20 protein-coding genes and 10 tRNA genes are annotated in these 22,677 nt (G+C 50.7%); 7 read left to right on the top strand and 23 right to left on the bottom strand.

Annotation, left to right across the window (positions count from 1 at the left end):
* Positions 1-603: 603 nt before the first annotated feature.
* Genes AN477_RS09245 through AN477_RS09225 form a run of 5 tightly spaced genes read right to left on the bottom strand, consistent with a single transcriptional unit; the run spans position 604 to position 5,602 of the window.
* Positions 604-813, bottom strand: a complete 210-nt coding sequence (locus AN477_RS09245) for a hypothetical protein (RefSeq protein ID WP_054968877.1) — start codon at positions 811-813, stop codon at positions 604-606.
* 2 nt (positions 814-815) lie between these two features.
* Positions 816-1,574, bottom strand: coding sequence for a COG4280 domain-containing protein (locus AN477_RS09240; protein ID WP_054968876.1), 759 nt, complete (start codon positions 1,572-1,574; stop codon positions 816-818).
* A 12-nt stretch (positions 1,575-1,586) separates the two neighbouring features.
* Positions 1,587-2,696 (bottom strand): ABC transporter ATP-binding protein, encoded by a 1,110-nt coding sequence (locus AN477_RS09235; RefSeq protein ID WP_054968875.1) that lies wholly within the window; start codon positions 2,694-2,696, stop codon positions 1,587-1,589.
* A gap of 7 nt (positions 2,697-2,703) precedes the next feature.
* Positions 2,704-4,503: an ABC transporter permease gene (locus AN477_RS09230; protein WP_169787868.1), complete on the bottom strand. Its 1,800-nt coding sequence runs from the start codon at positions 4,501-4,503 to the stop codon at positions 2,704-2,706.
* Positions 4,484-5,602: an ABC transporter substrate-binding protein gene (locus tag AN477_RS09225; protein ID WP_211265986.1), complete on the bottom strand. Its 1,119-nt coding sequence runs from the start codon at positions 5,600-5,602 to the stop codon at positions 4,484-4,486. The genes AN477_RS09230 and AN477_RS09225 overlap by 20 nt, the downstream gene beginning before the upstream one ends.
* 327 nt (positions 5,603-5,929) lie before the next feature.
* Here AN477_RS09225 and AN477_RS09220 point away from each other — a divergent pair, with 327 nt between their 5' ends.
* Positions 5,930-6,112: a hypothetical protein gene (locus AN477_RS09220; RefSeq protein ID WP_054968873.1), complete on the top strand. Its 183-nt coding sequence runs from the start codon at positions 5,930-5,932 to the stop codon at positions 6,110-6,112.
* Positions 6,113-6,248: 136 nt separating this feature from the next.
* Entirely contained in the window at positions 6,249-7,247 is a 999-nt protein-coding gene (locus AN477_RS09215; protein WP_054968872.1) for an FUSC family protein, read from the top strand.
* Here AN477_RS09215 and AN477_RS09210 read toward each other — a convergent pair.
* From AN477_RS09210 to AN477_RS09200, 3 genes are all read right to left on the bottom strand, one after another.
* On the bottom strand, positions 7,239-7,574 hold the full coding sequence (locus AN477_RS09210; protein WP_054968871.1) for a hypothetical protein: 336 nt from the start codon (positions 7,572-7,574) through the stop codon (positions 7,239-7,241). The two genes, AN477_RS09215 and AN477_RS09210, sit on opposite strands and share 9 nt — an antisense overlap.
* 16 nt (positions 7,575-7,590) lie before the next feature.
* Positions 7,591-8,028 carry an OsmC family protein gene (locus tag AN477_RS09205; RefSeq protein ID WP_054968870.1) on the bottom strand — a complete coding sequence of 146 codons (438 nt, stop codon included), beginning with the start codon at positions 8,026-8,028 and terminating at the stop codon, positions 7,591-7,593.
* A gap of 69 nt (positions 8,029-8,097) precedes the next feature.
* Entirely contained in the window at positions 8,098-8,556 is a 459-nt protein-coding gene (locus tag AN477_RS09200) for a carboxymuconolactone decarboxylase family protein (protein WP_054968869.1), read from the bottom strand.
* A 312-nt stretch (positions 8,557-8,868) separates the two neighbouring features.
* Here AN477_RS09200 and AN477_RS09195 point away from each other — a divergent pair, with 312 nt between their 5' ends.
* Positions 8,869-9,177 (top strand): Rieske (2Fe-2S) protein, encoded by a 309-nt coding sequence (locus AN477_RS09195; protein WP_054968868.1) that lies wholly within the window; start codon positions 8,869-8,871, stop codon positions 9,175-9,177.
* A gap of 510 nt (positions 9,178-9,687) precedes the next feature.
* Here the strand turns inward: AN477_RS09195 and AN477_RS09190 are convergent.
* The gene (locus tag AN477_RS09190) at positions 9,688-10,857 is read right to left on the bottom strand and encodes a pyridoxal-phosphate-dependent aminotransferase family protein (protein WP_054968867.1); all 1,170 of its coding nucleotides are present in this window, start codon (positions 10,855-10,857) and stop codon (positions 9,688-9,690) included.
* 101 nt (positions 10,858-10,958) lie between these two features.
* Positions 10,959-11,768, bottom strand: a complete 810-nt coding sequence (locus tag AN477_RS09185; protein WP_054968866.1) for an enoyl-CoA hydratase — start codon at positions 11,766-11,768, stop codon at positions 10,959-10,961.
* An 83-nt stretch (positions 11,769-11,851) separates the two neighbouring features.
* On the opposite strand from AN477_RS09185, the gene AN477_RS09180 reads away from it, so the two are divergent.
* Together AN477_RS09180 and AN477_RS09175 are read left to right on the top strand one after the other, a co-directional pair.
* A complete protein-coding gene (locus AN477_RS09180; RefSeq protein WP_211265985.1) occupies positions 11,852-13,042 on the top strand; it encodes a CaiB/BaiF CoA transferase family protein in 1,191 nt (396 codons plus the stop codon).
* Positions 13,043-13,111: 69 nt separating this feature from the next.
* Positions 13,112-13,756 carry a GntR family transcriptional regulator gene (locus tag AN477_RS09175; RefSeq protein ID WP_054968864.1) on the top strand — a complete coding sequence of 215 codons (645 nt, stop codon included), beginning with the start codon at positions 13,112-13,114 and terminating at the stop codon, positions 13,754-13,756.
* 85 nt (positions 13,757-13,841) lie between these two features.
* Here AN477_RS09175 and AN477_RS09170 read toward each other — a convergent pair whose 3' ends face one another.
* The 11 genes from AN477_RS09170 to AN477_RS09120 form a co-directional block, all read right to left on the bottom strand.
* Complete coding sequence (locus AN477_RS09170) at positions 13,842-14,825, bottom strand: bile acid:sodium symporter family protein (RefSeq protein ID WP_054968863.1); 984 nt, start codon at positions 14,823-14,825, stop codon at positions 13,842-13,844.
* A gap of 266 nt (positions 14,826-15,091) precedes the next feature.
* Positions 15,092-15,166: transfer RNA gene (locus AN477_RS09165), tRNA-Thr, on the bottom strand.
* 51 nt (positions 15,167-15,217) lie between these two features.
* Positions 15,218-15,294: transfer RNA gene (locus AN477_RS09160), tRNA-Met, on the bottom strand.
* A gap of 7 nt (positions 15,295-15,301) precedes the next feature.
* Positions 15,302-15,376, bottom strand: a tRNA-Val gene (locus AN477_RS09155).
* 4 nt (positions 15,377-15,380) lie between these two features.
* A tRNA-Pro gene (locus AN477_RS09150) sits at positions 15,381-15,457 on the bottom strand.
* Between the two features lie 33 nt (positions 15,458-15,490).
* Positions 15,491-15,563: transfer RNA gene (locus tag AN477_RS09145), tRNA-Phe, on the bottom strand.
* Between the two features lie 3 nt (positions 15,564-15,566).
* Positions 15,567-15,642 (bottom strand) — tRNA-Thr (locus AN477_RS09140).
* A 2-nt stretch (positions 15,643-15,644) separates the two neighbouring features.
* Positions 15,645-15,719 (bottom strand) — tRNA-Asn (locus AN477_RS09135).
* A 39-nt stretch (positions 15,720-15,758) separates the two neighbouring features.
* Positions 15,759-15,834: transfer RNA gene (locus tag AN477_RS09130), tRNA-Ala, on the bottom strand.
* A 3-nt stretch (positions 15,835-15,837) separates the two neighbouring features.
* Positions 15,838-15,920 (bottom strand) — tRNA-Leu (locus AN477_RS09125).
* A 3-nt stretch (positions 15,921-15,923) separates the two neighbouring features.
* Positions 15,924-15,999: transfer RNA gene (locus AN477_RS09120), tRNA-Lys, on the bottom strand.
* Positions 16,000-16,311: 312 nt separating this feature from the next.
* Between AN477_RS09120 and AN477_RS09115 the strand changes: the two genes are divergently transcribed.
* Both AN477_RS09115 and AN477_RS09110 read left to right on the top strand, forming a co-directional pair.
* Entirely contained in the window at positions 16,312-17,520 is a 1,209-nt protein-coding gene (locus AN477_RS09115; RefSeq protein ID WP_054968862.1) for an MGDG synthase family glycosyltransferase, read from the top strand.
* On the top strand, positions 17,517-18,263 hold the full coding sequence (locus AN477_RS09110; RefSeq protein WP_245631770.1) for a polysaccharide deacetylase family protein: 747 nt from the start codon (positions 17,517-17,519) through the stop codon (positions 18,261-18,263). Before AN477_RS09115 ends, AN477_RS09110 begins: the two co-directional genes overlap by 4 nt.
* Before the next feature lie 141 nt (positions 18,264-18,404).
* On the opposite strand, the gene AN477_RS09105 is transcribed toward AN477_RS09110, so the two are convergent.
* Positions 18,405-20,513, bottom strand: a complete 2,109-nt coding sequence (locus AN477_RS09105; RefSeq protein WP_054968861.1) for a beta-galactosidase — start codon at positions 20,511-20,513, stop codon at positions 18,405-18,407.
* Positions 20,514-20,636: 123 nt separating this feature from the next.
* Positions 20,637-22,592, bottom strand: coding sequence for an ABC transporter ATP-binding protein (locus AN477_RS09100; RefSeq protein ID WP_083486106.1), 1,956 nt, complete (start codon positions 22,590-22,592; stop codon positions 20,637-20,639).
* Positions 22,593-22,677: the final 85 nt, after the last annotated feature.

Here is a 22,677-nt window from a genome sequence, read left to right as displayed (position 1 = left end):
CGTCCTGAGCCAGGATCAAACTCTCAAAGTTGAGAAGTTTGCTCTCTTCGTTGCCGAAGATGCTCACTTCGAATCTGTACGTTTCACTCTCTGCGTGTGTTTAGTTTTCAAGGAACCAACTTCATTTTGATGCCTGATAGCTTGCCTCGATATCAGTGTTGTTATCAGGGTTTCATCGTAGCCGCCTCGCGGCGACATCGACTAATATATCACGCCTCCCAACTGAGATCCAGTGGAATCTTCTTCCTTTCGGGATTTTTTTAAGTTACGCAGACCTCTGTCGCAAAAGACGGCCCCACTCGCATCGCCCGGCGAGTGGGGCCCGTGTATCACCAATGTTGGTACTTACAAATGTTAGACCCCTGTTAAACGCCTGTTAAACCATTGTTAAACCATTGTTAAACCATTGTTAAACCATTGTTAAACCATTGTTAGACTGTTGTTAGACTGTTGTTAGACTGTTGTTAGACTGTTGTTAAACCATTGTTAGACCCTGTTATACCTTTGTTAGACTACTATTCGACTACAGGTAGTTGTTGTACCGCACTGGTGGCCGCGCGCAGCGCAGTGATCCACCGTGCCATTCCCCGCCAGAGCAGCGCCCTAGCCTCGACTTTTGTGTACCTTTAACTTCAACTGATGCTCAATCGAGACCCACAGAGAAACGATCAGTCCAAGCCAGATGACTAGCGCGGCAAGCCACTTGACCCCGGCCAGCGACACGATATATGCAACCACCAATGAGATGACAAGGATAGATGCGAGCCTGCCATCGTCGACCAACAATCCCCACAGTACTTTGAGTACTTTCATATTCACAGCCCCACTTTCTGTGCAGACGACGTCGACGTTCTACCGAGGGCAGATTTCACACGCTGAACAATAATAGATGAAAGGAGCAATAGAGTGACTGCGATATACAGGATCGATAAATCTTTATTAGGCCAAGCGACATTCATGCTTTCACCAACCCAAAACGCACCAAACGAGGTTAACATGATACCAACAATAAATTTCATTGTATTTTCAGGCACGAGAGACAGTGGTTTGCGGAGGACAACCCCAAGCAGTGCAACCACAACAATCGCACCAGCTGCGCCCACAATCGCGGAGGTCATTGACTTTGTGCTTAAGCCGAACGTGATAACGATAAAAATCGCCTCAAGTCCTTCAAGAAAAGTACCGCTGAAAGTCGTGGCGAAGGCAAAGCGGTCAATGCCCCGAGCTACCTGACCAGCCTTTCGCTGCCTCTCCAATTCTTCCTCATAACTCTCAGCCTCATTATGAAGGGCTTTAAGTCCACTGTAACGGAGAATCGCTTTCCGCAACCACCGAATTCCAAACAGAAGCATAAACAAACCAATAATGAGTTGCACCCAGCCTACCTGCATGATATGTACCAGCGGCGTTCCAATAATGGTCACAAGAACACCGAGCACAACAACCGCTGACAGGCCCCCCGCCAGTGCGCTCTTCCAACCGCGAATCGCACCGACGGCCATAATAATAGTCAACGCTTCAACGAACTCAACGCCTGTTCCTAAAAAACTTGAGAGAATTCCGTAAATGCCCACATACGCGCCCCCCTATCTTGCTGATAATTCTAATGTGTCACTCGATCCGTCAAGAAGCAAGCAATTCTGTGCTGAGACAGCCAAGAACACTCTTCCGTTGTGGGGCAACTCTGCTTCATGCCATACTTCCAACTGCACATTTGGTGTACCAACGAGTTTCACACGATAACGCCAGTGCACACCGTGAAACGCCTTCTGTGCAATTGTTCCCTCAAGAACGGAAAGTTGCCGCGTGATATTCGGGTGGTTCGACTCCCCATAGACCGTAATGTCTGTGGGCCGAATCGAGACCTGAGTACGCTGACCAACAGCCCCGACACCGATGGCACGTACGATATGTCCGTGGCAATCCACCCGCGCAACTCCGTTCTCGGATGCTTCAATAATTCCATCCATGAGATTCGATGCACCAAGAAACGTCGCAGCGAATGGGGTTCGGGGACGGTGATACAGTTCTACAGGCTGTCCTGCCTGTTCAATTCGTCCTTCGTTCATCAGCAAAATGGTATCTGCCATACTCAGTGCCTCCGACTGATCATGAGTCACGTACACTGTGGTGATACCAGCAGCACGAATAATATCAAGCATATCCCAACGCATTTGCTCTCGGAGCTTGGCATCCAAACTCGAGAGCGGTTCGTCCATCAAGAGCACAGACGGGCGTGGTGCTAATGCTCTCGCAATTGCGATACGCTGTTTTTGTCCCCCCGACAACTGATGTGGGAACTTCTCCTCTTGTCCGCTCATCCTCACCGTTTCAAGAACTTCCTTGACTCGCCGACCGATGTCACCCTTGTTCACCTTCCGTAGCTTCAGTCCAAATGCAATGTTGTCAAATACGTTCATATGCGGCCACAAAGCAAAGTCCTGAAACACCATGCCAACGTTTCGCTTTTCCGGTGAGAGTCCATAACCTGGCCTGCACCAGACGTCCTCTCCGACCGCAACCGTTCCTTCTTCAACATCCAAAAATCCAGCCAAGATGTTCAGCAACGTGGTTTTCCCGCAGCCAGAAGGCCCGAGCAGTGCAACAAACTGCCGGTCTTCAACAACAAAGTCCAAACCTTTGAGGACGTGTTTATCTCCAAACCATTTGTTTAGTCCCTCAGCACGGATCTGCATTTACGAATCACTCTCCCGCCATTTGTGGGCTCCCTGTTTCTTCACCCGTTATCAATTCTTGTTGCTTCACCAAGTGACTCTTCTTAACTCTTGCGCCTCCCACAAAGCGCATTCGTGTCGCCACGTATCTTCCTACGCCGTACATAATAAAGACGATGAGCATGCCAATCGTAGCCATTGCAGATCCCACGTTAAAGTTAAACGCATTGAACTGCTGCTGAATCTCTACGGGGAACGGAGGCTCTCCAGCGGGATAGAGCAACGAAGACGCAGGCAACTCAAACATCGTACCCGTGAGGGCGATGAAGAATGTCGAAACAATGGTACCGCCGATTAACGGCAACACAATCCGTGACATGACGACTCGTTCTTTTGCACCGAGCACTTGCGCAGCCGTCATCAAGTTCGGTGATAATTGAGAGATGGCACCAAGATCGAGTCGAATCGCATACGGAAGACTCCCTGCAATGTAAGCCATCCCAAGACACAAAGATGTTCCGTATAGGACCAAGTGGATAGGAATCAGCCAAACAGCGTTCCACGCAAAGATGAAGCCTGCTGCTAAAACAACGCCAGGAACCGCAATCGTAGCCATCGTAATGACGTTAACGAATCTCATCCCCAGTGTGTCACGTCTGCTGAGCTGATAGGACACGTAAAGTGCAATGATCATGGTGACGACTGCAGCCACCGCACTGTACACGATGGAACGTTCGAGAGAAGCGAGACCGTCACTGCCTGTTTGAAGAACCTTAGCATATGCATGAAGTGTCCAATTGGCTCCCTGAATTCCGTCGGCACCAGTCTTCCACATCGATGTTGCAATGGTTGATAAAACCGGGATCACGACTGAAACACCTGCCAGAATAAATGAAACAGTCGTGTACCACTGAACCTTTACCACCCGGGTCGATTCATTCCAAGAGGTAGAACTTGACACCGTAGTGTACGAACGCCGCTTGAGCCACCACATTTGAAACCACAGCACAGCGCCCATTACGACAACCAAGACAAGAGATAAGGAACCCGCAGCAGCGTAGTTAACCGGCGCCTGATTCAGGGCCGAGTAGATTTGGTATGTGAGCAGAGGAATGTGCACGGTGGGCGCAATCGCTGACGCAAATCCAAAATCCCCAAAGCCTTCTGCGAAAGCAATGGATGCACCCGCTAAAGTAGCAGGTGCCAACAGAGGAAACGTGATCCGCCAGAAAACACGGCCCTTACCAGCGCCCATCGACCGAGCTGCACGTTCAAACTGGCCGCCCATATTTTTAATCGCCGGTGTCATCGCGAGATGAACGAACGGGAAATATCGAAGGCCCATCAGGACTACAAGTCCTGGCTTTGTAAAAAACCATGCAGCCCAGCCATTCGGCAGTCCAAAGAGTTGAGACGCAATACCACCATCCTGCAGGAACTGAAGCCAGCCCTCTGCAATAACATAAGACGGAGCAAAAAACACGACCCAAACGAGCGTATCTAAAACGCGCTGGTAACGGGACGGTGCACGGACGGAGCCAAAGGCAGTTAAGGTTCCGACAACGGTCGCTGCAATAGAGGCAAACAACCCCATCACAAAGGAATTGACCAACGACTCGTAATTCAGTTTGTCAGAGAAAGATTGAATCAACGGTTCAATCGAAGGTTTGAGACTCATGTGCACATCAAAGAGATGCGGTAAAAACGTCTGTACAAACAGCGTCGCTAGCGGATAGAGGACAAGAACGCACAACACGAGAAGGCTGGGCACGGCATACGCCCAACCTCTCGATAATTTGCGGGAGCGATTAGTTGGTGATGTTTTCATGGAACCACGTCTTAATTTGAGTTTCATTTTGCGCTGCCTGTACAGGATTGACAGGAACCCAATTGATTCCACTTTGCACACGAGCAGGGTTTGCCGAAACTCCCTTGATGATAGGGCTGTAGTAAGAATCACTGCCGCCGTTTGCAGGATTAAGCATGACTTGTTGTCCTTGCTGGGATAACACAAACTCTACAAATTTCTTGGCAGCTGCCATGTCCGGAGCGTTCTTATCAATCGAGATCGTCGTCGCCATTGAGAAGGTTCCAGAGGAAGGATAGACGAGCGTAATCGGATCGCCCTTTAATTTCCCTTTCAAGAGAGCAGTATCTTGAATCGTTGCCACCTTAATCTGACCCTTAACGAGTGCGTTCAGCGTATCACCATTCGTTGGAAACACCTTCAAACCGTTGTTTTTCAGGTCCATGAAGAACTGCTCTCCAGCAGTAGTCCCCTTCAACTGCAACATACCTGCCACGTATGGGAAGGTCGGACCAGAGATGCTTGGATCGTTCATGCCAACCGCCCCCTTAAAGTACGGGTTCAGAAGGTCGCTCCAATCTTTCGGTGCGTGAGCTGCGTCAACCAACTTGTTGTTGTATCCGATTGCGGCTGCGGCCGTTACACCGGTTGGGTAATACGCCTTGTCAGAGGGAATCAAAGACTGACCTTGGGAGGTGTAGTTTGATACATCGTTCGGGGTCCATCCTGTGAGGAGCATACCTTGGTTGTCGAGCCCCTGCATTGTGGAGGCGCCGTCAAACCAAGCCACGTCCCAGTGGGGATTGGATTTCTCTGCTTCCATCTTCGCGACAATGTTCCCCGTCGAGTCGTCAACCAACTTTACCTTAATACCGGTTTTCTTTTGAAACGCATCGGCCATGGCTTGGTCATAACCTTGTGCGGAATATATCACGAGTGTCTCATTGGAAGTACTCGAGCTGTTCGATTTACTCGAGGAGTTCGATGCAGCTGCATTTCCGCTGCCAGTGGTTGTGTTGCTTGAACCTGTTGAAGTCGTTGTACCACAGCCAGCCAAAACGGAGACAAGAGCTCCTGTCGTAATCGCAGATATCATCACGTGCTTTGCTTTTAGATTCAACTTACTTCCTCCTCTAACATCCCTATTGTCTCAACGGCTTCAATCTCCGTCGAAGATAGTGTAAGGAGGGATTGTAAAAGAACCATCACGTCCGTGTAATTTTTCGTATAAGTTATGTAAAGAAGTTGTTAAACAATTCCCACAACAACTTCACAAATTCATGATGCATTATCAACACTCTGGTAATATCGCTCGTTTACAGTGTTCTATAGAAGATACAGCAAGTGGTGAAACTCCATGATGAATCCTGTTCACGTGCTTTGAAGTGAGTCAACGCATGTGGCGTGTTTTGACGTCTCACGTGATTTGAGAGGAGAAGGTTTTGTTATGGCAACCACGCGTACCGTCGAAACCATAACTTTCTCAAAATGGGATCGCACAGCACAACATACCTTGAAGGGCTTTGCTGCACGAAAGGATATACAGATCGTTGACATTCGCCGAGAGAAGGAGGACCTGGTGGTCGTATTCAAGCGCACAGTACCTGGTCTCACCAAGGCAAACAAATAGACCCCTGGTGCCATGCATCAGGGAGCGGTGACGGAGTTCATCGGCCGGGGCTCCTGTGAACGCTGCGGAATAGTCAAACCTCACAACGGGCATCTTTCAAGCAAGGATTACGCTAGCACCCGTTAGGAGAGTTTACGTGGCCCAACAAGCATCAGGACTCATGTTTAAGCAAGAAAACGGCAGCGTTTTACAACGTACTGCCGTTGTTTGGAAGACAAGTCTCGGTTCGATGGCAGCATGGGAGATCGCGCGGTTCACCGGATCGAACCACCCATACCTGGCACCCTTGACCCTCATTCTTTGCCTGCAGGTCACGATTGGGCAGTCACTTCGCTTCGCACTGTACCGCGCACTCGGCACGCTTATCGGCGTCACTATGGTCGGTTTCTTTGCCAAGGATGTCCCGGTTACAGGCCTCTCTCTCGGCATTGCATTGTTTCTCAGCACTGCGGTGATGAATCTGTTTCGCTTGAAAGACCTGCTGATTCATCAAGCCGCCCTCAGTATCTTATTTGTGCTCTACTTTGAACATCATTCAGCCGGTTATGCCATTGACCGCATCAAAGATACACTCATCGGGTGTGTGGTGGCAGTCCTCTTTATGACACTGATTGCCCCGCCGAACGACACATTGAAGGCCAAGGCCAAGCTTGAAACCTTTGCGGTTGATTTTGCGGAAATGGTTGGCCGTGCTGCACAAGCACTCCGCACCAACGACCTCGACAGCACGCGCTTTGATGTCAATCAATCCCTTAGCGCCTTGCTGAGCTCACTGCAACAACTTGAGCAGGATGTCACACAGGCGAAGTTGAGCCTTACGCTCAACATTTATGCAAAAAAGGAAGAGGTCAATCAGGTTCAAAGGCTGTTTCACGGCCTGCAACATGCAGCAATTTCCTTTATTTCTCTCTTAAAAGCGTTACGGTCGGAGGACGCCCAAGAAGTCCGGAACCATTGGGCCGATATCCTTGACGCTGTTTCCTCTGACATTCGTACCGCTGTTTATGACTCCAGTTTCTCAGCCGCAACGGCAAAGTCGTTGCTCACGAGGACTGGATTGCGAGAAGAAGCCCATAGTCAAACAGCCCTCTACGAGGCCCGCCTTTTGATAGAGTCACTCGAACAGTCACGATAATCGCGATCCGAATACAGGCTCTACAAGCGCCTTATCGCCCGCAAACCGAATATGCACGATGGATTTAACATTCAAGCAAGCGTTTGGACCATCCTCGACGTATAAACGAAGACCTTCTCCGTTTGCAGTTCCAACCTCAGTAGCAGGCCCATCTTGCCAAGCAGCAGAACAGACATCCCCGGATCGATCCGATGCATCGGGCTGCCCATGGTCTTGTACCTTCAGCGCCGTCTGGAGCTCTGACAATGTCAAGGTCTTTTTCCATGCCTGATCTGTGTGAGAGACTGAGTCCGTGAGTTCAATCTGAACGCATCGCGGACCCTTCACTTTTCCTGTCCCCCTGTCAAGCCAACTCGACTTCTCCAACTTGGTAATCGACGTTACCCGCTATGGTCTTGCCGATGAAGCACTTATCTCGGGCCGTCGTTGCAGCACGTTGGTATTCTTCTATACGGTTTTGAACACTGCCGTGGATGACGGGTGAAACAATTAGGCGAGCGAACTTTGATTGCAAAGGATACCCAGTTACAATGCCCTCCGCTTTGATGGTGACATCATCAACAGGAAGTTCCGACTTGCGCAGCACGCCAAACAACGTCGCACTGTAGCAGGCACTGACAGCTGAGATTAACAGCTCCTCCGGGCTCGTCCCCACACCTTTTCCTCCCATTGAGTCTGGAGCAGAATAGGTTACTTCGTTGCCGCCAAGCCTGACTACGCCTTCACCATTACGCCCAGTGTTAGACCAGTTCAATTCTGTCGAAAAACTCAGATCTGCCATTTGAATCTCCTCCTATGCTGAATCGAGCTGCTGCTGAATCAGGCTACTAAATCAGGCTGCAACCGTCCGTCAATCATGATTCACAGGTTGATAGTTTCCTGGGACCGCTCGCGTCGCAATAGAAAGTCGGTTCCACGCATTGATTGTGTTCACGACCATAACAAGCTGCACAAACTCAGCCTCAGAAAAGTGTAAGCGTACGTGATTGTAAACCTCATCAGAAACACCTTCTGATATCAGAGTGACTGCTTCAGTCAGCTCAAGCGCAGCCCGTTCGGCATCGGTATAGAACGGACTTTCCCGCCAGGCACTGAGACAGTAAATTCTCTGCTCCGACTCCCCGTTCGCACGTGCGTCGATGGTGTGCATATCAAGGCAGAACGCGCACCCGTTCAACTGTGAGGCACGAATCTTCATGAGCTCTACCAGCTTTTTATCGAGTCCTGTACTCTTTGTGTACGACTCAAGTACCATCATCGCACGCAGCGCGTCCGGCTCGGCGATGCGGTAATTCAGCCTGGCTTCCATATTGTCTTCTCCCTTCTCACGAACACCCGATATGACTTTCGCCTGAACCCCAGTTATCATGAACCAGATTTAATCAATTATCGCTGGCGTTCCGCATCATTTTATACTCACTGGCACTTACTTACTAATCTATTCCTTTGCCACTGATTTTCTGTGATGTACATCACCACTCGGGATAATTGGCTGCCAGGCGGATCATTCATAGCTTGGCGTGATGCAGCGCACAGAAGAATTCCCGCAAACCTGTAGGCTCTTAGATGTGAAGTCAAGTGCGACTACGTAAAACAGACTTTTATTTTGGAGGTGTTCGGGATGTCTTGGCAACAAGTTGGACGAGAATCGGACATTGCCGTTCGTGACATGAAGTCCTTTGTGATTCAAGGAGAAGCCATTACGGTGTACCATCTCGACGAAGGGTGGTACGCCACCTCTGATATCTGTACCCATCAGGATTGTTCCTTGTCAGAAGGTGACATTGAAGGCGAAGAAATTGTCTGTTGGTGTCACGGCGGCGCTTTCGATATCAAGTCTGGGCGAGCAACTCGAATGCCTTGCACGGTCCCTGTTGAGGCATTCCAGGTACAGATTAGAGATGGATGGATTGAAGTGGACCTTAGCTGACTTAGTGAGATTTATCTTCAGGGGTATGATTAGGGGCTCGTTGTCTCCGCACTTTGCGCAGTTGACAGAGGATATCTGGACGGTATCCCCTGCCGAATGCCCCCTTGTCAATAAACCAAATCTCGCCTGCAGCGATGATTAATGCAACAGTCCAATGAGCCCCAGTACAAATTCAACAATTCCAATCAGAATGACGATTCCAACGATAGACCTAGCCAATGCTGATGGTAAAAGCTTAGTGTTACGATGATATAATGGTCCGTACTTATCCATGGAAAGTCCCCCTTAAAATTAGTCAGCGGTACTTGTGTAAACGACCTATTATCAGCATAGAGGCTTTCAACATCGTATCCTGTGATCCATTGCATAACTGGATAATCGTGCATGTCGAATGGCATACATGTAAAACCTGCGCCGAGACAGGGCAAAAGAAAAAAGCCGTTAGCCTGCTATGATGACAAGGCTGACGACTTTCTTTGTGTTCAATGCAGGAGTATAGGGAGAGGCGCGCTAGCAAATCGGGTTAGTCAGCCAACTGTTTTGAGCCGCAGCTATGCCCGTTCCAAGCTCAACCTTGTGTCCGACAACATGAAGGCCAAGTTCCAGCACAGAGATTAATTTGAGAACGTCGCCTGCGTCTGTATATCCCATATGCCCAAGGCGGAGTATCTTACCTTTGAGTTTCCCAAGCCCACCACCGACAGCGACGTGGAACTGTTGCCTGAGGTACTTGCGGAATTCGTCCGCGTCAACCGTATCAAACATAACAGCTGTAAGGGTCGGACTGGCGACAGAATCCTCCGCCAGAAGTTGCAGTCCAAGTGCCCGGACCCCCGTCCTCGTCATATCGCGCAGTGCGGCATGCCGCCGATAGGACGCCTCCACCCCTCCACCCTCTTGGATCATTCGACAAGATTCAAGAAGTCCATTGACGAGTGCGACATTCGGTGTGTAGGGTGTATGTCCCTTCGGAAGCAAGTTCCGGTACCTTTTCAGATCGAGATAAAGAGACGGACATTTGTGACGCTCAATGGCCCTCCAACCTTTATCGCTTACAGACACCAACGCGATGCCAGGTGGCAACATTAACGCCTTTTGGCCCCCCGTGGCAACGATATCGATTCCCCATGCATCCATATAGAGCGGCGTTCCTGCAATTGAGCTGACAGCATCGACAACGAACACTGCTTCCGTCGCACGAACGATGCCCGCAATTTTCTCAATTGGATTGATTACCCCGGTGGAGGTCTCACAGTGCGTCGCAAACACTGCCTTTACCTCCGGATGCGTGGCAAGGGCCTTCGCGACTTCATCGGGATCGACCACGTCTCCCCATGGTGCATCTACGCGAATCACGTTGGCGCCAATGTGCTCTGCAATGTCTACCAAGTACTCGCCAAAATAACCAATGACACAAATGAGGATGCTATCCGATGGACCAATCAGGTTCACCATCGCCGTTTCCAACGCAGACGTGCCGCTGCCTGCGAGAATATACACCTCGTTTTGCGTTTGAAATACTTCTTGAGCCGCCCTCGAGGCCTGTTTTAAGACCTCCGAATGCTCCTCGTTACGGTAATCCATCATCGGATGATCGAAGGTGCGCAGAATCGCCCGCTGAATCTCACGCGGTACTTGTACTGGCCCTGGAAGACGCAGATCCATCTTTTCTGAGAACATCTACAATGACCCCTTACAAAGGATTGTGTCCGTGAACTCGCTGGGCGATTTAGTCCCAATGTCAGCCGTATGTTCGCGCTTCAGTCCGATGCCACAACCAATTATGCTCCGGACCAGTTTGGACTGCGCTTCTCGATGTGTGCTCGGACACCCTCTTGAAAATCTGCGCTTCCATATATTTTGCCGATGACGTCTTCAAACTCGGGCAAAGGTTGTTCATCCTGTAACCGGGCCAAAGCAACCTTAGTCGCCCACAGGGTGAGCGGGGCACGGGTGGCCATCTGTGTCGCAATCTGGTCAACCTGTTCGAAAAACTCTGACTCGTCGAATATGGCATTCACAAGCCCAACTGCAGCAGCTTCCTCAGCACCCATGAGACGTGTCGTGAAGATCAGTTCTTTGACCCTCGGTTCCCCAATGAGGCCGGTTAATCTCCGATAATTCCGGATGCTGAGACAATTCCCCAGGGTACGAGCAATCGGCGCTCCAAACCGGGCCTGCACGGTTGCATAGCGCAGGTCGCAGGCTGCGGCCAACACCAGTCCACCACCAATGGCGTATCCGTGAACGGCGGCAATGGTAGGCTTGTTTAACTCAAGGAGTTTGCGCGTGACATGGTCGATCCGCTGTTCATACGCCACACCGTCATCCGCTGTAAACCCTTCAAATTGTTTGATATCGGTACCTGCTGCGAACGCCTTCTCGCCGTCTCCGCGGAGCACAACCACTCGAATCGTTGAGTCCTCCCGAATCTCATCCAAATACTCACTTAACAGTTCATACATGTGCCAGGTCATCGCGTTCAGTGACTTTGGATTCGACAATGTCAAACAGGCAATATTCTCCTTTCGCTGGAAATCCACTGTTACGTTCGGAAAGTTATCAATCTTTGGTGAATTAGAGGTTGACATGCGATAAACCCCTTTCGGTATAATGACTGTATACAGTGTACGGCATTCAGAGTGCATAGGCAATTAGAAAAGAGGCGACCACATTGAAAAGCTCGCTCGAAGGGATTCGTGTCCTCGATCTGACGCAAATTATGGCGGGCCCATTTTGCACCATGCTCCTGGCAGACTTAGGAGCTGATGTCATCAAAATCGAGAAACCAGCAGGTGGAGACGATTCAAGACGCATGGGCGAAATCGTTAACGGTGAATCGGCTGCCTTCCTGACTTTAAACCGGAACAAACGAGGTATCGTCCTCGACCTGCGCACAGAACAAGGCAAAGACGTTTTATGGCGGTTGATTGCGGTATCCGATGTTCTTGTGGAAAATTTCCGTCCGGGAACGATGAGCAAACTTGGCTTTGATTATGAGTCCGTGCACCTTAAGCACCCGCAATTGGTGTATTGCTCCATTTCGGGGTTTGGTCAAACCGGACCATGGCGGGATCGCGGTGGATTTGACTTAGTGGCCCAGGCGATGAGCGGAGTCCTCTCAGTGACTGGGACCCCAGAGACACCTACGAAGGTCGGTGTGCCTATCTCGGATTTGAATGCGGGACTGTTTGCAAGTCACGCAATTCTTGCAGCACTCTACAATAGACAGCATACCGGTGTGGGACAGTACATCGAAACGTCTTTGCTCGAAGCAGCGATGGCGTATACAATTTGGGAGTCAAATGAACATTGGGTGACCGGGCACGTCCCTCAACGCCTTGGAACTGCACACCGGGCCTCTGCCCCCTATCAGGTGTTTCCTACGTCGGACGGGTTCATTGCCATTGGTGCTGCGAACCAACGGACTTGGGAGAAGCTGACCCAGGCTCTCAATCGCCCGGACTTGAGAGACGACCCAATGTTTCTAACCAATCGTGATCGCATGAGTCATATTCCACAACTCGTCGAAGCCCTGACTGAGGTATTATCAAGGAAGACGACGGACGAGTGGCTCAATTTACTTGACAAAACGGGCGTTCCGGCAGGCCCGGTGCTGTCTGTCGATCAGGTCTACCAACATCCACAGGTCATCGCGAGGAACATGAACCTTCAAAGTGAACACCCGACAGCCGGCACGGTTCATACCATTGGGTTTCCGGTAAAGTATTCCGACACCCCCGCTACACTGCGGTCGCTCGGCCCAGTTCTCGGCCAACACACATCCGAGGTACTAGCGGAAATCGGGTTCACGAAAGACCAAATCGACAACATGATCGAGCAGGGAGTTATTGTCCCGGTATGACCGGAGACAAGCACCTGCCTGGCCTTGCAGAGGCTCCTTAGACTTTGAGCAGAAAAGAGGCAACAAGTGATGGAAGTGCAAAGACCAATCCCCCTGTACATGCAGGTTTACCAAATCTTGCGTGAACAGATATTGGACGGACTTTTTAAGCCTGGTGAAACCTTGCTCGAAAGCCGCATCGCCGATCAACTGAACGTGAGCCGCACGCCTGTCCGAGAAGCCCTGCGGAAGTTAACCAGTGAGCGGCTGATTGTATCCGACGGCTCAGAACTGAGAGTCGCAAACCCGGACACTGAGGCAATTCTTGAGTTGTACACCTGCCGCAGTGCTCTCGAAGCAATTGTAGCTGCAAAATCCAGCGAGATTGCTGAGCCTGCGGAAATCGAAGAGATGGAGAAAACCTTAAACGATGCGGAATCGGCGATACAAAACGGCAGCCGTGTAGATAGTTTCACCGCGAACACGCGCTTTCACGATCTGATGGTTCAAAGTGCCCGCATGCCCCTGCTATCTGAGTTATTGGATACAATCCGAGGCCCAATTTTGATTGCTCGCCGGCAAATCCTCGCGAGGTCCGCTGAGGTTGAACGGGGTATTTTGATAGAACACAGAAAGATTCTTGAAGCAATCCGACTCCGTGACCCCGAGTTGGCTCGCCAACGCATGGAAGAACATATGAAGCATGATATGGAACGGGTTGGAATTCAGTCCTAAGAATGATTCCTACACATAAAAGCGGTCTCTCCAACACGGAGAGGCCGCTTTACTTTATTGAAGACTCTTTGGTTTTTTCTGCACGCTATTGAACAGCTGCAGACGCGGATGGGTCCTGTGAAACCTCTGAGTTTGATTCTTTCGAATTTTTATAAGCGAAATAAGCTGTCACCAATGCGCCTATAATCAGGTTGAAGATGGTATTGGCCAACGCCGGCAATGAGGCGAGTGCGCCAATATCCTTGGCAGCAAGCGAGGCGCCGAGCCCAGAGTTGTAGATGCCAACTTCAAACATGATTGCCCTTCTGTCAGGCTTCGAGAGCTTAAAGATGAAGCCGATAAACCACCCCAAAAACAGGGTCACAATAATCTGGATGCAAGTTACCATGATGATTTCCGGGATAATGTGGGCATTCTTCGAGATGACCAAGGATCCCGATGCAACCAGGTCAAGAACGATTAAGTCGAGTGTGATTGCTGAGAGTACCGGCAAGACCGGTTGCACAGCATCCACCTGTTTACGGAACAGAGACCTCAGCACGAGTCCTAATAGAACCGGTACAATAACGACCTGAATCATCTGGATAAACATCGCTTTCGCGCTGACTGTCACGAAATGATGCGCCAGCATTGATGTCGCGGGCGGAGTCAGGAGCGGAGAAATCAGCGTGTTGATAGCACTCATCGAAACAGACAACGCGACTGTCCCGCCGGACAGAAACGTAAACAAGTTGGCGGACACGCCGGATGGTGTAGAACCGTCCAAAATAACACCGGCGGCGATTTGCGGCTGATGCGAAAAGAAGATGATAGCACACAGATAGGCAACTAAGGGCACGACAATCCACTTTCCTACGATACCCGCAATAAGCGCAACGGGACTCCGGAAGATTCTGCCAATGTCTGACCACTTCAAGGTCAATCCCATAAAGAACAAAACAGCGGCCAACAGCCATAGCAACGAGGGCTTCAGAAACAGAAATGGTTTGGGAAGAAAATAGGCCACCAACGAACACGCAATCAGCCACAACACCATCAATCGGTTGAAAATGAAGTGCAGCGTCTTCAATCTTAAACCTCCCCACTCAAAATTTGAATCATCACACCAAAATGGACGTACAACCACCCCTTCGCGCCTTGATAACGGTTTCACAAAGACGTTTGTGTACTGTATACAGTATAATTCCATGGTTCAGAAAAATCAACGGAGTTGGATAAAACATCTCTTGTTGCTTCTGTATCTCGTTATGCTTCTACTTTAATGGAAGATGTACGCAAAAAAGGCCGCCCATCTCTGGACGACCTCACCGGAATTCCACCATTCCGGGCTTTTTATGGAGCCACCTATCGGATTCGAACCGATGACCTGCTCATTACGAGTGAGCCGCTCTACCCCTGAGCCAAGGTGGCATAGATACGCCAAGTTTGAACAATCGATAATGATTCAAACGGGCGTTAGATTGGTGGCGGTGAGTGGATTCGAACCACTGACTCCACGGGTATGAACCGTGTGCTCTGACCAGCTGAGCTACACCGCCGCATTTATGGTGCGGCTAATAGGAATTGAACCTATGGCCCCCACCGTGTCAAGGTGGTGCTCTCCCTCTGAGCTATAGCCGCATGGTGGTCGGAATGCCGGGATTCGAACCCGGGACCTCTACCTCCCCAAGGTAGCGCGCTACCAGGCTGCGCCACATCCCGACGGGGTTTGCTGGAGGTAAAATGTGAAACAAGTGGCTCGGGACGGAATCGAACCGCCGACACGAGGATTTTCAGTCCTCTGCTCTACCGACTGAGCTACCGAGCCGAATGGAGCTCCCAATCGGATTTGAACCGATGACCTCATCCTTACCATGGATGCGCTCTGCCGACTGAGCTATGGGAGCATTGGCTCCCCGAGTAGGATTCGAACCTACGACCCTCCGGTTAACAGCCGGATGCTCTACCGCTGAGCTATCGAGGAATAGTGCCTATTGTCAAAGACATCCAACAATAGGCTTTGTGGTGGAGGTAAACGGATTCGAACCGATGACCCCCTGCGTGCAAGGCAGGTGCTCTCCCAGCTGAGCTATACCCCCACGTGGTGCCGAAGGCCGGAGTCGAACCGGCACGGTTTCCCGCACGATTTTGAGTCGTGTGCGTCTGCCAATTCCGCCACTTCGGCATATGGTGAGCCATCCGCGACTCGAACGCGGGACACCCTGATTAAAAGTCAGGTGCTCTGCCAACTGAGCTAATGGCTCTCGTACAAATCAATCGTACCGGTGAAACGTATGTTAATTTACCACGGATCATCGTATCTTGCAAGCAAATCTGGAGCAGAAATTTATACCACAAGAGAATATTTGGCCAAAATGATGCCCAAAGTATCCTCTGAATTGTGACGTTCACGGTGTTCTGTGCTATGTTTGTCAATGAAGGTTTTGTTTCAGGTGGCATTGAAGGTTGTGCTTTGACTCATTGAAGGTTGCGCTTTGATCTGATTAAAGGTTTTGTTTCGGGTCTCATTCGGATATATATTGTGGTACAGGCACAGTGCAAAGGAGGCGTGTGGCGTGAGCAAGGTCCTGGTCTTTACTGCTTCTTTCGGCGAAGGCCACAACCAGGCTGCCTTTGCCGTCAGCGAAGCACTCCAAAATGCCGGAGCCACGGTAAAAATCGTGGACTACGTGGAATGGCTGAACCCGGCCTTCCGTTCATTTGCAAAATTCAGCTTACTGCAAGGCATCCAAAAGGCTCCCTCGCTGTATGGTCTCTTTTATAATTCGATGTCTCGGATTCAACCTGATTCCTCGTTTCAGAGGCGGTTGAACCATCTCGGTCTGACGCGTCTTATGCGGCTACTTCGCAGCTTCCAACCGGACGTGGTCGTAAGCACATTTCCCACTCCATCCGGGGTCATGTCTGAGTTGCGCACCAACGGTTGGACTTCAACTCCAAACGTTGGCATCATTACGGATTACACGTTGCACGGACAGTGGGTTCAAGAACATACAGACGCGTACTTCGTTGCAACAGATTCCGTAAAAAAACAATTACTCAGTCATGGTGTGGAGTCCTCCCAAATTTATATTTCGGGCATCCCGATTCGTTCGATATTTACCAACCGTTCGAACGCCAACCTGGCTGCGCAGCGGGTTCGTGCAAGAGAAGAGCACGGATTCGAGGCTGACGTTCCGCTGATTATCCTGATGGGCGGCGGCGCTGGGGTTCTTGGGGATGTAAACGAGTGGGAACGTCTGATGCGCAAAACGAATGCTCAATTCGCCGTCATATGCGGTCGCAACGAACGGTTGTATAAGCGCATGCAAAGTATTGAGGATCATCGCATTCGCATCCTTGGATACGTGTCCGATGTCGACGAATGGATGGCAATGGCCGATCTGATTATCACAAAGGCCGGCGGTATTACTGTCAGCGAATGCATGGCGATGGAACTGCCCATGCTCCTGTATCGACCGATTCCGGGTCAAGAAACACAAAATGCCAAGTACGCTGTTGATGCTGGCTTTGCGGTACAAGCCAAAACGTTCAAGGTGGCAAAAGAACTGATTGCCCAGCTCATCAGTAAGCCCGACACCTTGGAAGCGATGCGCGCAAACGCTCATAAAGTGAAACGTCCCAACGCGACGACGGAAATCGCTGAAACGATTCTACACATTGCGGAGCAGCCGCGAAACAAAATTGTGCCCACAAATAAAAACCTAACCATGAAAACGCGGTCGAGAGAGAAATCGATTCGTCCCATCATCACTCGTCCATGATGTCTACAACAACGGTGATTCTGTACATCATTGCTGTTATCGTCGTCTTGTTCGTTATCTACTCTTGGGTGCCGAATCTCCTTGTTCGGGTAATGCACTTGGCAGCCGTGAGAAAGGTGCCAGGCCGCTCATCTGTTGTACTGACCTTTGATGACGGTCCGGACCCGAAGTACACTCCCCGTCTGCTTGACGCTCTCCAAGCAGCAGGCATTCAGGCGACATTTTTCGTGATCGCGGAAAAGGCACAGCAAAATCCGGATATCATTGAGCGGATGCAGATTGAAGGTCATGATATCCAGATACACGGTTATCGTCACTTCATGGTGCCATTCCTTTTACCGGGTAAAACAGTGCAGCAAGTGGCTGGAGCCAGTCAAGTTTTGAAGCAAAGGTTTGCTATCAACACAACGTGGTATCGCCCTACATGGGGTCTTTGTAACGCAGTGACACTGCTTTCACCTCGAACAAGGTCACATCGGCTCATTACTTGGTCCATCATGGTTGGAGACTGGAAACGAACCCCATCGGAAACCCTGCTGCGGCGAATTGCAGACAAGCTACATCCGGGTGCAGTTATTGTTCTCCATGATAGTGACGAGACTTTCGGCTCAGACGAAAGCGCTCCAGAATCCGTGATTGCGTTGATTCCTTCCCTCGCAACTCTAGTACGTGAGCACGGCTATGAATTTGTACCGCTGATCAAGGCTGCAGGGCTTGGCGATCCGATTGGTGCCGCCAAGTAAGCCACAACACTCAAAGGGCCTTCGTGAACAACCTGTTCACGAGGGCCCTTTTCTTTTCTCTGTGGTCTAAGACATCTGTGCCCGTACCATTGTATCTCTCTGTTTGTCTATTTACATCTCCGCTCGCGTCCGTTCCCTTCTCTACGCACGGAGGTTTGCGCAGGTTTCGTATCCGTTTTGGTACAGCCAATCCCCCGCAGCCGCTGACTCGACCACATGCTCTTCGTAGCGGATCCAGGGCCTGACGTAGGACTTGTCGTAATCGCTGATCCCCTTCACCAGCGACGAGCGCACCCGTTTTGCACCGATTACAACCATGGCACTCCCTTTTGCCGGAAGTCTGATTTCCAGTTTTCGTCCATCGACAAGGATGACATGGTCGCTGGTTTCATGGAGCTGTGACAGCACGACCAAGAGGTCCTGTGCGGCCGCCCCAGTGCCGATTTGGTACCGAAAAACATGAGCAGTTGCACACTGGACACTGCTCGGTCCAAGAATCCTTTGAATAAGATGCCGAAAGGTTTCCGAGATCCCACCCAGACTAAATGGATTTTCCGGCTGGTAGAGCACGATGCCTTCACCTCGCTCAAGACGGCTGGTGCGCTGCACATCACCGAGCCATTTGGCCAGGTCCTCACAGGGTTTCATTTGGTCGTCCAGCAGCGGGACCTGACCGAAGAACAAAAGGCGCCCCCCGCGTTCAACGTAGTCCATTAGCTTTCTTTGCACATTCCGGCCAAGAAAGAATGAGCCAACCATGACAAGAACCGGATTATCAAGCAGTTCATGCACAGATACAGTCTCTACATTTGTCAGGCCAAACGAACGTTTATCACTGACACAAGTCAGCATAAATGACTCAACACCCTGACGGCCACTGATGGGACGTCGAACACCAAGGTGCTCGACGTCGCGATCCTCACCGATAAATGCACCGAGATGGCTGTACGGCGGATAAATCGCGTATGTCAGTTCGTTTGGTTGCTTCCCTTTCAGCAAGATCTCCTTATTGTCTTCTAAAAAGGTGGCCAACAGTTCAAGAGCGCGATATTTTTCCCCAGTGTCCCCCGTTTCTGAGATGGGAGCACAGTCTGGATAGGGTCTCTCTTGCATGCTGTCCAGGTCGTCAGTCCAGGCCTCTGTGGATACTCCAGTATAGACGTTAAACCCTGTTGCTCCGAGTCCCAATGCGAGCAAGGTTTGATAGAAAGGGATTTGGTGATACCGGTAGCGATAGTCATAGAGTTTGGAGAATCCCCAGTTTTCCTCCAAGTTCACACCGCGAGCCCGCTTCACCAGCAGCAGGTATCGAAGAAACGCTGTTTCGTCATGGGATACAACGCCGATCCAGTTGGTAAAGCCATAGTGAATAGGCCATTTCTCCGGAACGATACGGCTCAACCAGTAATCAAAACCGCGGGTCTCGTCCCACGGTGGATTGAGATTACAGAGAACCGGCACCTTCGCCTGCAGCACATTTGCCCAGCGTTGATACAAATCCCCGAGAAAACGACCCTGGGTTTCCCCCCAATGCAAGTAAGGCACCAGGTCCTGAACGGACTTCGTACCTTCCACGTTCAGGGCGCGCGGAATAAGGATGTCCTCTCCGCCGGGAAGCAGTCCCTCGCGAACCAAACGCTGCTGATGAAAGTTCAATCCGGACTCCGAGTAGTCATAGGCCGTCGGCGGATGTTGACCGTCGGAATAGAGCCCCTCATTCAAGACCTGCACTGCAATGACGGGGCCATTCGGGTATTCGTTTCCGTTCAGCACTTGATCACGCACTGCTGCCATCCAGTCACAGACAGCTTGGTCGAACCGCTCATCCATCGGAGCAGGCAGTACCTTGTGCCATCTGCGCACGCTCCCGCTTGCGTCCAACATGGCCTCCCCGAGCATGCCTCCCTCAACAAAATCCGGCAGCCCGCCAAAATCAGTCTCAGCGTGAATGAACGGGCCTGGCTTAACAATGGCGTACAGTCCATGCTTTTGCAGGATGGAGATAAACCTGAGCACGTTCCGATTGGATTTTGTGACGCCGGCGAAGTCGTATACCATATTTCCTTTATGTTGAATATGATGATGCCGCCACGGAATGTAAAACGTGATCGTATTCAAGCCCGCGCGTTTCAGTTTTACGATCCGATCTTCCCAGTTTTGCGGTTCGTCCCTGTAGTATGGATAGTCCGCTGAGAGTACGATCTCCGGTTCTCCCTCGACATACACTACGCCGTCTATCATCTCAATCATACGACTCGCCTCCTGGGCTTTTACCCGCGAACCTGCATTCACCATCGATTTCTCGTTCTGTGGAACAATCCCTGTATTGACCGTCACAGATGTGTGACAAAACACCTACATTCCACAGATACTTTACACCGCGTTCCCAGCTTGTTGCAGACGGTACATCTGTTGGTATCGCCCCTGCAGATTCATTAACTCTTCGTGTGTCCCTCGTTCAACGATTTGGCCTTTGTCCAAAACGAGAATCAAATCCGCATTTCGAACCGTCGACAGGCGGTGTGCAATGATGAACGTAGTTCGGCCACGCTTTAATACTTCAAGTGCGTCCTGAATGACGGTTTCTGTTTCTGTATCAATGCTCGAGGTTGCCTCGTCCAGAACAAGAATCGCCGGGTTGAACGCCAGGGCTCGTGCAAACGAGATCAACTGACGTTGACCTGCCGACAGCGTACTGCCCTTCTCCAACACGGGTTCATCCCAACCCTTTTCGATGTGCCCCATCAGTCGTTCTGCTCCGACCTCCCGCAATGCCTGGTTGACCGCCGCTCTGGACACAGACTCATCTTCCAGACTCACGTTGCCGGCAATTGTACCTGTAAATAAGAACGGGTCCTGCAAGACAATACCCATATGTCTTCGGACGTGCTGACGGGGCAGCGAACTGATGTCCTGGCCATCAATCGTAATCTGACCCTTATCGGGGTCGTAGAACCGAAACAGCAGGTTCATGATGGATGATTTGCCCGATCCGGTGTGCCCAACCAACGCCACAGTTTGCCCGTGCTTCGCTGCAAACGATATCCCTGACAGAACTTCCTTGTGCCCGTCGTACGAGAAACTGACGTCTTGAAACTCCACGTCACCTTGATACCTTGGCATCGTCCCATCGACCACATCAATCGCAGGCTGGTCAAGCAACTCAAAAACACGGCCTGCAGAAACGCGTGCCTGTTCAAGGTTGGCAAGTTGGTTGACGATGTTTACGACAGGTTGGAACAGACGGTTCAGGTAGTCGACAAAAGCGTACAAGGTACCGAATGAAATGACCCCCGCCAGATGGAAGTAACGCCAGCCAAAAAAGGATAACAACGCGATCGTAAAGATGTTGCGCAAGGCACCGGCCAGGTTGTACCCGGTCGCAGAGTTCACAGCTAACAAACGAATCTGATTGGTAAAGAATTGCTCATTTACCTCGTCAAACTCCCCAAGGGTTCGCTGCTGCCTGTTGAAAGCACGGATGACCGGAACACCCTGAATCGTTTCGTTAATCATGGCATTGATATCGCTGAGCAAGGTCCGGATTTTTTGATTCACGGTTACGGCATACTTTCGATACAGCGTTACCCAAGCCCACAATATCGGTACGAGGAGCATGCAGATCAGTGCGAGACGAACCCCCAAGATGAGCAAAGCAACGTAGATGCCTGCCATGTTGATGACCGCTGAAACAATGTTGGCGAGCACGGTGACATAGAAATCCCGAATCGCCTCGGTGTCGTTGGTGACACGGGAAACAATCTTCCCCGCAGGTGTGTTGTCAAAGTACTGAACAGGCAAGCGGTGAATCTGCGCAAACACATCCCTGCGCATTCTTTGAAGGATGCGGTTTGCTGAGACCTCTAACAAATACCTTTGCCCATACGTAAACAAAGCTGAAATCAAAAGCAATCCAAAGTAAAGGAATGCTAGGCGCCATAACCTTGGAATCTCTGGCTGGTAAAAGCGAAACAGTTCCGTCGGTGTCAGCGGTAAGGCGGTTGTCTGGATTGCTTGAGAGCTCGAAGTCCCACCCGTTCTGACCGTAAGGGTGCTGCCCTGCACGGATGCATCGGTCGTGTATGGAAGAGCTCGATTCACGAAGTAAAAACTTCGTCCAACTTGAAGAAGTGTGACCGACTTGCCGTGGGGCTGGCCTTTCGAAACCGTGTCTGACCTTTGGTAAAGGTGCCCGCGAAAGGGAACGGTGTTGTCCGTTGCAGTCGGCATTTGATACCATGTCTGCTCAATACCGACAATGTATTTATCAATCATTCGCTTCGCGATAAACGGGCCGGTTAACTCGGCACTGACCGCAATGACGAGCATGATGAGAGCAATCAGAATCGGCCGTTGATACAGCCTAGCGTATTGAAATAAACGGCGATTTACACTGGGGGCTTGCTCAATTTGC

Source organism: Paenalicyclobacillus ferrooxydans (assembly GCF_001399675.1).
GTDB lineage: Bacteria > Bacillota > Bacilli > Alicyclobacillales > Alicyclobacillaceae > Alicyclobacillus_B > Alicyclobacillus_B ferrooxydans.
The sequence above is the reverse complement of the archived record's forward strand: the minus strand, read 5'-3'. Positions and strand labels throughout refer to the sequence as shown.